General features: G+C 66.9%; 13 protein-coding genes and 1 tRNA gene. 2 read left to right on the forward strand and 12 right to left on the reverse strand.

Features of this window, described 5'->3' with window-relative positions; genetic code table 11:
• The 10 genes from rplL to ACE3T2_RS20835 all read right to left on the reverse strand — a co-directional run.
• On the reverse strand, window positions 1-235 hold a 235-nt coding region (gene rplL / locus ACE3T2_RS20790), incomplete at its 3' end, for a 50S ribosomal protein L7/L12 (protein WP_374660946.1).
• Window positions 236-278: 43 nt separating this feature from the next.
• Window positions 279-794 carry a 50S ribosomal protein L10 gene (gene rplJ, locus ACE3T2_RS20795; RefSeq protein WP_374660947.1) on the reverse strand — a complete coding sequence of 172 codons (516 nt, stop codon included), beginning with the start codon at window positions 792-794 and terminating at the stop codon, window positions 279-281.
• 342 nt (window positions 795-1,136) lie between these two features.
• Window positions 1,137-1,586 carry a DUF5367 family protein gene (locus ACE3T2_RS20800; protein ID WP_374660949.1) on the reverse strand — a complete coding sequence of 150 codons (450 nt, stop codon included), beginning with the start codon at window positions 1,584-1,586 and terminating at the stop codon, window positions 1,137-1,139.
• Window positions 1,587-1,596: 10 nt separating this feature from the next.
• The gene (locus tag ACE3T2_RS20805) at window positions 1,597-2,673 is read right to left on the reverse strand and encodes a hypothetical protein (protein ID WP_374660951.1); all 1,077 of its coding nucleotides are present in this window, start codon (window positions 2,671-2,673) and stop codon (window positions 1,597-1,599) included.
• A gap of 63 nt (window positions 2,674-2,736) precedes the next feature.
• The gene (locus ACE3T2_RS20810) at window positions 2,737-3,561 is read right to left on the reverse strand and encodes an enoyl-CoA hydratase-related protein (protein WP_374660953.1); all 825 of its coding nucleotides are present in this window, start codon (window positions 3,559-3,561) and stop codon (window positions 2,737-2,739) included.
• A gap of 105 nt (window positions 3,562-3,666) precedes the next feature.
• Window positions 3,667-4,356 carry a 50S ribosomal protein L1 gene (gene rplA / locus ACE3T2_RS20815; protein ID WP_374660955.1) on the reverse strand — a complete coding sequence of 230 codons (690 nt, stop codon included), beginning with the start codon at window positions 4,354-4,356 and terminating at the stop codon, window positions 3,667-3,669.
• A 3-nt stretch (window positions 4,357-4,359) separates the two neighbouring features.
• Window positions 4,360-4,791: a 50S ribosomal protein L11 gene (gene rplK, locus ACE3T2_RS20820; RefSeq protein ID WP_374660957.1), complete on the reverse strand. Its 432-nt coding sequence runs from the start codon at window positions 4,789-4,791 to the stop codon at window positions 4,360-4,362.
• Window positions 4,792-5,017: 226 nt separating this feature from the next.
• A complete protein-coding gene (nusG, locus tag ACE3T2_RS20825) occupies window positions 5,018-5,581 on the reverse strand; it encodes a transcription termination/antitermination protein NusG (RefSeq protein ID WP_374579663.1) in 564 nt (187 codons plus the stop codon).
• A gap of 8 nt (window positions 5,582-5,589) precedes the next feature.
• Window positions 5,590-5,898, reverse strand: coding sequence for a preprotein translocase subunit SecE (gene secE, locus ACE3T2_RS20830; protein WP_374660959.1), 309 nt, complete (start codon window positions 5,896-5,898; stop codon window positions 5,590-5,592).
• Window positions 5,899-5,959: 61 nt separating this feature from the next.
• Window positions 5,960-6,035 (reverse strand) — tRNA-Trp (locus ACE3T2_RS20835).
• A 237-nt stretch (window positions 6,036-6,272) separates the two neighbouring features.
• On the opposite strand from ACE3T2_RS20835, the gene ACE3T2_RS20840 reads away from it, so the two are divergent.
• Window positions 6,273-6,455, forward strand: a complete 183-nt coding sequence (locus tag ACE3T2_RS20840) for a hypothetical protein (RefSeq protein ID WP_374660961.1) — start codon at window positions 6,273-6,275, stop codon at window positions 6,453-6,455.
• On the opposite strand, the gene ACE3T2_RS20845 is transcribed toward ACE3T2_RS20840, so the two are convergent.
• Complete coding sequence (locus ACE3T2_RS20845) at window positions 6,452-7,639, reverse strand: GNAT family N-acetyltransferase (RefSeq protein WP_374660963.1); 1,188 nt, start codon at window positions 7,637-7,639, stop codon at window positions 6,452-6,454. The two genes, ACE3T2_RS20840 and ACE3T2_RS20845, sit on opposite strands and share 4 nt — an antisense overlap.
• A 175-nt stretch (window positions 7,640-7,814) precedes the next feature.
• On the opposite strand from ACE3T2_RS20845, the gene ACE3T2_RS20850 reads away from it, so the two are divergent.
• Window positions 7,815-8,618 carry a CVNH domain-containing protein gene (locus ACE3T2_RS20850; protein WP_374660965.1) on the forward strand — a complete coding sequence of 268 codons (804 nt, stop codon included), beginning with the start codon at window positions 7,815-7,817 and terminating at the stop codon, window positions 8,616-8,618.
• Window positions 8,619-8,750: 132 nt separating this feature from the next.
• Here ACE3T2_RS20850 and tuf read toward each other — a convergent pair.
• Window positions 8,751-9,941, reverse strand: a 1,191-nt coding sequence (gene tuf / locus ACE3T2_RS20855) for an elongation factor Tu (protein WP_374660967.1), incomplete at its 5' end; no start/stop codon positions are given.

The following is a 9,941-nucleotide window of genomic DNA, read 5'->3' on the forward strand; positions in this document are numbered from 1 at the left end:
GGACTTCCTTGATCACGTTGATCTTCTTGTCGCCGCCGGCGGTCAGAACAACGGTGAACTCGGTTTGCTCTTCGGCAGCTTCGGCCGGGGCGGCGGCGCCACCGGCGACGGCGGCGACGGCGACCGGAGCGGCGGCCGAGACGCCCCACTTTTCTTCCAGCAGCTTCGAGAGTTCAGCGGCTTCCAGAACGGTCAGGGCCGACAGTTCTTCGACGATCTTTTCAAGCTTCGACATGGTGTGTCCTTAGGGGAATAGAGGTTGTGTTCGGGAATGACGATCAGGCGGCGTCTTTGGCGGCGTAGGCGCCCATGACGCGAGCCAGCTGACCGGCCGGAGCCTGCAGAACGCCGGCGACCTTGGTGGCCGGGGCTTGCAGAAGGCCGATGATCTTGCCGCGGAGCTGGTCCAGCGACGGCAGGGTCGCAAGGGCGGCGACGCCCTTCTGGTCCAGAACCTCGGCACCCATGAACCCGCCGACGATGGCGAACTTGTCGTTCCCCTTGGCGTATTCAGAGGTGATCTTGGCGGCGGTGACGGGGTCCGACGCATAGGCGATGGCGACCGGGCCGGTGAACAGGGCGTCGCCCGCTTCACCGATCGAGCCGTCCAGGGCCTTCTGGGCCAGAGTGTTCTTCACCACCTTCAGCGCCGCGCCTTCCTTGCGGAGGCGGAGGCGAAGATCAGTCATTTCCGCAACGGTCAGACCCAGGTTGTGGGTCACGACCACGGCGCCGGCGTCGGCGAAGACGCTTTTCAGCGACTCGATCGACTCCTGCTTTTGAGCGCGGTCCATTGCGGTCTCCATACTCAAGCTAGGCCGCCGGACGATTCCAGCGACCAGACGCGACATGCGCGGGCGAGCCCGCACGCGGCGCGCTAAAGCCTGTCCTTTTCGGAGAAGTCGCAGGTCACGCGCCCATCGAAGCCGATGGCCGGCGGAACCTCATCTTCCCGTCTCCCCATGGCCGAGGAAGGGCTCTTCCTCGTGTTATGGCGCCCAGGCGGCCCCTGGGTCCCCACGGTTCTTGGACAGGAGCGGAAGAGCGAGCCCTTCCGTCCAACGCCGCCCCTGACGGAACGACGAAACTCTAGAAGGCGCGGCCTTTACACGGATTGGGCCGGAAAGACAACCGTGTCACCCCGCCCTTGGCCGCGTCGCGATTACGGCCGTCGTCAGCATGACCGCATAGCACCAGAGCACGAAGGCCCCGAACAGCGCCGCGTGGTCGGCGGGGAAGTTCGGCAGCATGTGGGTGAAGAAGACCGTCACCCCGGCGTCGAGCACCATCTGAGGCGCGACGAAACAGACCAGCGCCGGCAGCCGGTGGCGTTGCTCGATCTTGCGCAGGAAGAGCAGCGTGGCGGCCACCAGCCCGGTCCCCGAGACCAGGCCGCTGATCAGCAGGGTCCAGGCCGGGCGATCCACCCAGGCGCTGGGCAACAGGCGCAGGATCAGGGTCGAGACAGCCCAGACGAACGTGCCGCGCGCCCCGAACCAGGCATAGAGGTGAAGCGCGCCCTTGCTTTGCGCCTCGACGGCGTCCTCGGTCGCCAGTTCGGTCAGATGCCTGCCGCTTCCCGCCACGCGCCGCCTCTCAATTGTACAGCGGCTCGAAGCTGAAGACCCAGGGCGTGTCGGTATCGACGCCGACCTTCACGGCCTTCAGTTCAGGCGCTCCGTAGACCTGTAGCCGCGTGATGTTGGCATAGCGTGGAGCCTTCGCCTCCCCCTGGCTGATCATGAATGGACGATCGACCAGAAAGTCGTGGAAGTCGCCGTTCACCACCAGCACCGGTTTGCCGAACTGTTCGGCCAGGTCGCGGATCGCCAGGGCGACGAAGTAATACGGCCCCTCGTTCCCGCCGCGCAGTTCCTTGCCCGAGAACTCGTCGCCATGTCCGTCGACGAATAGCGAAGCCTGGAGCGAGATCACCACGGCCTTGGCCTTGACGGCCTTGGCCTCGGCGAAGGTCGCCTTGATCCAGTCGACATTGGCTCGGTTGCGCGCGATCGCCTCGGCCGCGCGCGCCTCGTTCTGAATCAGGAAGCCGTTTCCCGAGCCGGGGACGCTGATCGTAGCGAACACCACCCCGCCTTTCTCCCAACGGGTGTTCTCCGCCGTATCTTTGAAGGTCGAGACATCGGGCTGGCGCACCAGCGTCATGGTCTTGCCGCCGACGCTCTGGGGCTTGGCGAAGAACACCTTACGGATCAGCGCCAGGCTGCCGATCGGATCGTCGTAGCCGGCGCTGGTCATGCCCGCGTCCAGGCCGCGCAGCGGCGTCAGCAGGGCAAGGTCCGCAGGCGTCGCCTTCTTCGCCACATAGCGGGAATAGGCCTCCAGGACGTCGGCCTTGCGGCAGTCCGCCCACTCGTTGTCGCCCGGCGTATAGACGACCGGGTGATCGTACTTGGCGAACCAGTCGAGGATCGAGCGGTGCTGCGCCTCGGTGCAGGGCAAAGCCCCCCAGGTGTCGCCGACATGGATCGTGAAGGCGGGACGGGCCTTGTTGATCCGCGCGATCAGCGCCTCGTAGACCGGGTAGTCGACACTCGGATTATAGGCGGTGTCGCCGATCGCGACGAAGTCGAAGCGTTCCGCCCGGGCCGCGCCGCCCAGCGCCAAAGCCGCGCCGACCGCCAGGACCCCGCCCCACAGACGCAAAGCCATCGTCCCCTCCCCTTGTTCTCGACCTTGGGTGGAGCTTAGCCGCGGCGCCACGGAAGGAAAGCCTCAGCCGCTCCAGGCGGCTGCGCGCTTTTCCATCCATGCCTTCACGCCCTCCTTGTAGTCGGGATCCTTGATCATGATCTCCAGCAGCCGCTCGGCCTCGTTGACCGCGCTCGCCGCATCGCGGTGAAGGTCGCGATAGACTTGGCGCTTGGTCTCACGCGCCGAACCGGGGGCCACGCTGTCGGCCAGCTTGCGGGCGTAGTCCATCACCGCCGGCATCAGTTCCTCAGGCTCGACCAGCTCGTTCAGGAACCCCATGCGGTCGGCCTCATGCGCGGTGAATACCCGGCTGGACAGCAGGATGTCGTTGGCGTGGGTCAGACCGACGATCCGCGGCAGCACCCACGACAAGCCGAACTCAGCCGGGAAGTTGAAGCGACCGTGCGCGGCCGTGAACTTCGCCCCCTTGGCCGCGAAGCGCAGGTCAGCGAAGGCGGCCAGCACTAGGCCGATCCCGGCCGCCGGGCCATTGATCGCCGCAATCACCGGCTTGCCGATCCCGAAGTGATAGGCGAAGGCCGCATCGAACCGCTCATCGACGCCGAAGCCAGGCGTGGCGATGTCCTCGGCCGTGCCGGGATCGTAGCGCCCCTTCTCGGAATGGCCTTCCAGGGCGCCCAGGTCGGCGCCGGCGCAGAACGCCTGCCCCTCCGGATCGCCGGTGACGACGATCACCCGCACGTCGCGATCTGCGTCGGCCTGCTGCAGGATCCAGCGATATTCGGTGTGCATCCGCCCGGTCCAGGCGTTGCGCCGCTTGGGCCGCGACAGTGTCGCCACGGCGATGCCGTCCGCGACCTCATAGCGGGTGGTCTTTAGCTCCATGCCGCGCCCTCCTTGCATCAGCCATAAGACCCCCTTCGCGCGCAAAGAAAAAGGGAGCGGCCTTGCGGGCCGCTCCCTTCGAGCTCTTGCGAGTTCGGGTGGCGCTTAGGCGCCGACCGAGCTCGTATCCACCTTGAAGCCCGGCCCCATCGTCGACGACAGGCTGATCTTCTTGATGTAGGTGCCCTTGGCGCCCGACGGCTTGGCCTTGTTCAGCGCGTCCACCAGAGCGCGGACGTTGACGAGCAGGGCTTCTTCCGAGAACGAGGCCTTACCGATGCCGGCATGAATGATGCCGGTCTTTTCGGTGCGGAACTCGATGGCGCCGCCCTTGGCGTCCTTCACGGCTTGGCCGACGTTGGGGGTCACGGTGCCGACGCGCGGGTTCGGCATCAGGCCGCGCGGGCCCAGCACCTTACCCAGACGGCCGACCAGGGCCATCATGTCCGGGGTCGCGATCACGCGGTCGAAGTCCATGAAGCCGCCTTGGATGCGCTCCACCAGCTCTTCGGCGCCGACGATATCGGCCCCGGCGGCGGTGGCTTCGGCGGCCTTGGCGTCCTTGGCGATGACGGCGACGCGGACGTCGCGGCCGGTGCCGGACGGCAGCGAGACCACGCCGCGGACCTGCTGGTCGGCGTGACGCGGGTCGACGCCCAGGTTCACGGCGATTTCGATCGACTCGTCGAACTTGGCCTTGGCGTTGGCCTTGACCAGGGCGACGGCGGCTTCGACGGCGTGGGTGGCGTTGCGGTCGCCGGTCCAGGCCTGGATGCGCTTGGGTTGCTTAGCCATGTCTTAGGCCTCCACGATTTCGAGGCCCATCGAGCGCGCGGAGCCCTCGATGATCTTGGCGGCGGCTTCAACGTCGTTCGCGTTGAGGTCCTTCATCTTCTTCTCGGCAATTTCGCGCAGTTGGGTGCGCGAGATCGAGCCGGCCTTTTCGCGGCCCGGTGCCTTCGAGCCCGACTTCAGGTTCAGCGCTTGCTTGATGAAGTGCGTCGCCGGCGGGGTCTTGGTGATGAAGGTGAAGGACTTGTCCTGGTAGACCGTGATCACGGTCGGCAGCGGGGTGCCCTTCGGCTCCTTCTCGGTGCGGGCGTTGAACTCCTTGCAGAAGCCCATGATGTTGACGCCGCGCTGACCCAGCGCCGGGCCGATCGGCGGCGACGGGGTGGCGGAGCCGGCCGGCACCTGCAGTTTGATATAGCCCAGAATCTTCTTGGCCATGGTTTCTCCTCGTGACCGGAAGATCCGGTCGGTTGAGCCGTGGTGCGGGGTCGGATGGCCTCCCCTCCCACGGATTTCACTCGCGCAAGCGCAAGGCGGCCCCTCGGACCGAAGCGCGGGCTACTAGCAGACGGGGCCGACTGAGACAACCGTCTGGGGCCGCGGCAAAGAAAAAGGCCCCGGCCGGAAGCTGGGGCCCTTTTCGATGTTCCGACGTCGCCGGCCGTCAGGCCAGCTTTTCGACCTGGCCGTATTCGAGCTCGACCGGCGTGGCGCGGCCGAAGATGGAGACGGTGACGCGCAGGCGGGCCCGTTCTTCGTCGACCGCCTCGACCGAGCCGTTGAAGCTCGCGAACGGACCGTCGGTGACGCGGACCTGCTCGCCGATCTCGAACGAGATCGTCGGCTTCGGACGCTCCACGCCCTCTTCGATGGCGCCGATGATACGCGCGACTTCACGCTCCGAAACCGGCATGGGCTTGGAGCCCGAACCGAGGAAGCCCGTCACCTTCGGGGTGTTCTTGATGAGGTGGTAGGCCTCGTCGGTCAGCTCCATCTTCACCAGCACGTAGCCGGGGAAGAACTTGCGCTCGGCGTTGACCTTCCGGCCGCGGCGGATTTCGACGACGTCCTCTGTCGGCACCAGGATGTCGGAGAAGTTCTCTTCCAGACCCTGGCTCTTGGCCTGCTCGCGGATCGACTCGGCCACCTTCTTCTCGAAGTTCGAGTAGGCGTGGACGATGTACCACTTGTGGCGGGGGTTCGGGGCGGTGGGGGTTTCGGCGTTCATATCTCTTATCAGCCCCCGTTCGCGAGCTTCAGCAGCAGGTTCATGCCCAGGCCCAGGCCGAAGTCCACGGCCAGGAAGAACAGCGAGGCGATGACGACCATGATCCCGACCATGACGGTGGTGATCCAGGTCTCCTTGCGCGTCGTCCAGGTGATCTTGCGAGCCTCGGCGCGAACTTCGCGGGCGAACTGGGCGGGGCTGGTCCGCTTCTTGGCGGGCGCAGCCTGCGCCAGGGCCGAGGCCGGGGCGATCGCCGCGGCCGTCTTGGCGGCGCGGGTCTTCATCGCTTGCGGGGTCGAACCCGGTTTCCTGGCCATCAGGCTCTAACGACTTTCTTCAGGCTGAGCGGCTGTGCGCCCGACGTACATATATAGTGAATGGCAGGAGTGGAGGGACTCGAACCCCCGGCCCTCGGTTTTGGAGACCGATGCTCTACCAGCTGAGCTACACTCCTACGCTCGCCACCCGGCCCGTTTTCGCCCGTCTTTCCTGGCCTTGGAGAACCGCGGCTGTGGCGCCGCTCGTCCGCCCTGGCGGCTATGGAAAGTCAGACTCCAACGATGTCGGGTAGGACGGAGGCGTATGACGCAAAGCGCCCTCCATTTCAAGTCACTTCGGCTCGGGGCGGACGGCGGAAGGATCGATCCCGCCGCCTCCGCGTTCGCCGTCGTGATCAAGGAGAGTGAACGCCATGCCCAACCCTGCCCCGCGGCCACCGGACGCCGCCCGCAATCGCGACGAAGACATGAAACCGGGACGTCCGCCGCGTCCCGCCACAGAGCCTCCCGGCGCCGAAAACACCAGCCGCTCGAACAAGACGCTGACCGACCCGGCCACCGGCGCGCCGAATCGCGATCGCCCCGATCCGGCCTAGTCCGCCAGCAGGCTGTAGAGGCCGACGCCGAGGCCTAGCCCTATGCCGATGGACGCGCCCGGCCGCCGGCGCGCCAGAACGGTCAGCGCGTGGGAAGCGGCGCCCACCCGGCCCTCCAGCCGCGGCTCGCAGGCGGTGATCCGGTCCCAGCGGCGATCAAGCCGCTCCCCCATCGCGCCTAGCGCGCGACGCGCCCCGGGCGCACGGCGCAGCACAATGTCGGCCGTGCGACGCGTCGCCTCAACCCATCCGCCGTTGGTCACGTCGCCTTCCCAGACCCTCGCGCCCGGACTGGCGAAATCACGCTTGTAGGTCTCGCCGGCCGGTCCGAAGTCGACGACGTCGACGCCCTCCCCCGCCAGCACGCGGAGCGTCTCCAGGGTCATCAACGCACCGGGCGAATACCTGGCGAACCGCGGATCATAGACCGGGAACCAGAGGTGATAGGCGCCGCCTGACTGCAGGCCGAGTTCCGCCGCCACCAGCCGCCCGCCGGCCCGCAGGCTGGCGAACCGCAGCCCAAAGTCGGCCGCGCTCCGCGCCGCCAGCGCGTTGATGAAGCTCACGGTCCAGGGACTGGAGAAGACGTCGTGCTGGCCCGACCGCCGCATCTGGTCGCGCTTGAGCCGGAGGATGAAGTCCAGCGCTTCCTCGCCGTCGTTCGACAGCTCGAACGTCACCTGGCCATGATCCTCGGCCAGGCGGCGCGCCCGTCGCCGCTTGTCCTTCAGGAAATCGCTGCGGCGTCCGGCCAGGTAGGCCTCGAAGCCGGCGGACAGGTCCGCGACCATCGCCACGCGCGTCGCCGCCCCACGCGGCGCTCCGGCCCCGGTCAGGCCGCTGAATCGGAAGCGGCGCGCGCCGAGCGCGGCGGTCACCGCGCCGAGGTCGATGTCGGCGCCGGGCCTGGCCAGCAGGCCGTGGTAGTCGGTCAGGGGCGCAGCGACCGGCTGGATCAGCCGCCCACGCCGCTGGAAGGCCAGTAGCCCGTCCACGACTTCCCCACGCGAAATCACCGCTATCTCGGCGCCGGGCGCGAACTCGCCGGCCGCCCGCACATAGCGGAGGTCGAAGTAGGGGCTGCGGAATGCGGGAGCGGCGTCGCGAAACTCGCGCCAAAGGCGGGCCAGCTCTCCATCCAGATGCTCGGGCCTTATGGTGTCGACAACCAGATCAGCGCCCATCGCAAGACCTCGAACCGCGGCGGCCGAAAACGTCAGCTGCCGTTCAGGTAGAGCAAGCTAAACCACGAGACGTAAACGACGCGTTCTATGCTGACGCTTTGACCTGGTGTCTAATGCACTCCGGGGGCGTTCAACGCCACGCGTGGTCGAACTAGAGATCTTGGGAGACCGATCGATGAAGACATGGTTCGCAGTTGCGGTCGCCGCCGCGGCGCTTTGCGGCGCAGGAGCGCACGCGCAGGAACAGGATCAGCGTTGGGGCGGACCGGGCGGCGGCTGGGGCGCCGGCGGCGGCGGATGGACGCCCCCCGGCTCCTATCAGCAGAGCTGCCGCGATATCCGCGCCAATCGCGACACCCTCACCGCCAGTTGCCAGGACAACCGCGGCCGCTGGCAGTACAGCAGCCTCAACTATCGCAACTGCCGTGACGACATCTCCAACGAGAACGGTCGCCTGAGCTGCGGCTGGAGCGGCGGCGGCGGCGGCGGCGGCGGCTGGGGCCAGATCCCCTCCGGCACCTATCAGCAGAGCTGCCGCGATGCGCGGGCCAATCGCGACGTCCTGACGGCGAGCTGCCAGGACAACCGGGGCCGCTGGCAATACAGCAGCTTGAATTTCCGCGACTGCCGCGACGACATCATGAACGATAACGGCCGTCTGACCTGCCGCTGGGGCGGCGGCGGCGGCGGCCGGCCGCCCTGGGGGGGGGGCCACAACAGCACGATTACGCTCTACAGCAGCCCCGGCTTCGGCGGACAGGCCTACCAGGCCAACCGCGAGGTCACGAATCTCCCCCGTCAGTACAACGACCGGGCGATGAGCCTGCGCATCGAGGGCCGTGGCGCGTGGCAGGTCTGCAAGGACAGCGACTTCCGCGGCAATTGTCAGATCTTCGATCGCGACGTCAGCGACCTGCGCCAGTACGGCCTGGGCGAGGCGGTCACCTCCATGCGGCCTGTCGACGGCCGCGGCTACTGAGGCCGGAACATCCAGAACGTCGAAAGCCGCCGGTTCGCCCGGCGGCTTTCTTTTTGCGCCCGCTGCGGGTCATGAAAAAGGCCGCCGAGGTTGCCCCCGGCGGCCTGATTTTCAGTGCGTAGGCTTGATCGACTATTCGACGATCTTGGCCACGACGCCGGCGCCGACCGTGCGGCCGCCTTCGCGGATGGCGAAGCGCAGGCCCTGGTCCATGGCGATCGGGGTGATCAGCTCGACGTCCAGCTCGGCGTTGTCGCCCGGCATGATCATCTCGACGCCTTCCTTCAGGCGGATGATCCCGGTCACGTCCGTCGTGCGGAAGTAGAACTGCGGGCGGTAGTTGGTGAAGAACGGCGTGTGACGGCCGCCCTCTTCCTTGGTCAGGATGTAGGCCTCGGCCACGAACTTCGTGTGCGGGGTGATCGAGCCCGGCTTGCAGAGAACCTGACCGCGCTCGACGTCTTCACGCTTGGTGCCGCGCAGCAGCACGCCCACGTTGTCGCCCGCCTGACCTTGGTCCAGCAGCTTGCGGAACATCTCCACGCCCGTGCAGGTCGTCTTCTGGACCGGACGGATGCCGACGATCTCGACTTCCTCGCCGACCTTCACGACGCCCTTTTCGATCCGGCCGGTCACCACGGTGCCGCGGCCCGAGATCGAGAACACGTCTTCCACCGGCATCAGGAACGGCAGGTCAACCGGACGCTCCGGCTGCGGGATGTAGGCGTCGACCTGGGTCATCAGCTCAAGGATGCGGTCCGCGCCGATTTCCGGGTTGCGGTCTTCAACCGCCGCCAGGGCCGAGCCCTTCACGATCGGAATGTCGTCGCCCGGGAACTGATAGCTCGACAGAAGTTCGCGAACTTCCATCTCCACCAGGTCCAGCAGCTCGGCGTCGTCGACCATGTCGACCTTGTTCATGAACACCACCAGAGCCGGCACGCCCACCTGACGGGCCAGCAGGATGTGCTCGCGGGTCTGCGGCATCGGGCCGTCGGCCGCCGACACCACCAGGATCGCGCCGTCCATCTGCGCCGCGCCCGTGATCATGTTCTTCACGTAGTCGGCGTGGCCGGGGCAGTCGACGTGCGCGTAGTGACGGTCGGCCGTCTCGTATTCCACGTGCGCGGTGTTGATGGTGATCCCGCGCGCCTTCTCTTCCGGCGCAGCGTCGATGTCGGCGTAGTTCATCGCCTTCGCGCCGCCGGTCTTCGCCAGCGTCAGGGTGATCGCAGCCGTCAGCGTCGTCTTGCCATGGTCAACGTGACCAATCGTGCCGATGTTGCAGTGCGGCTTAGTGCGTTCGAACTTTTCCTTGGCCAT

Origin of the sequence: Phenylobacterium sp., from assembly GCF_041919955.1 — a bacterium.
Taxonomy (GTDB): domain Bacteria; phylum Pseudomonadota; class Alphaproteobacteria; order Caulobacterales; family Caulobacteraceae; genus Phenylobacterium.

Excerpts from the sequence above, each read along its gene's own strand:
- ACE3T2_RS20805 (WP_374660951.1), bottom strand. The coding sequence starts at position 2,673 with ATGGCTTTGCGTCTGTGGGGCGGGGTCCTGGCGGTCGGCGCGGCTTTG.
- rplA (WP_374660955.1), bottom strand. The coding sequence starts at position 4,356 with ATGGCTAAGCAACCCAAGCGCATCCAGGCCTGGACCGGCGACCGCAAC.
- ACE3T2_RS20845 (WP_374660963.1), bottom strand. The coding sequence starts at position 7,639 with ATGGGCGCTGATCTGGTTGTCGACACCATAAGGCCCGAGCATCTGGAT.
- ACE3T2_RS20810 (WP_374660953.1), bottom strand. The coding sequence starts at position 3,561 with ATGGAGCTAAAGACCACCCGCTATGAGGTCGCGGACGGCATCGCCGTG.
- rplJ (WP_374660947.1), bottom strand. The coding sequence starts at position 794 with ATGGACCGCGCTCAAAAGCAGGAGTCGATCGAGTCGCTGAAAAGCGTC.
- ACE3T2_RS20840 (WP_374660961.1), top strand. The coding sequence starts at position 6,273 with ATGCCCAACCCTGCCCCGCGGCCACCGGACGCCGCCCGCAATCGCGAC.
- ACE3T2_RS20850 (WP_374660965.1), top strand. The coding sequence starts at position 7,815 with ATGAAGACATGGTTCGCAGTTGCGGTCGCCGCCGCGGCGCTTTGCGGC.
- secE (WP_374660959.1), bottom strand. The coding sequence starts at position 5,898 with ATGGCCAGGAAACCGGGTTCGACCCCGCAAGCGATGAAGACCCGCGCC.
- nusG (WP_374579663.1), bottom strand. The coding sequence starts at position 5,581 with ATGAACGCCGAAACCCCCACCGCCCCGAACCCCCGCCACAAGTGGTAC.
- rplK (WP_374660957.1), bottom strand. The coding sequence starts at position 4,791 with ATGGCCAAGAAGATTCTGGGCTATATCAAACTGCAGGTGCCGGCCGGC.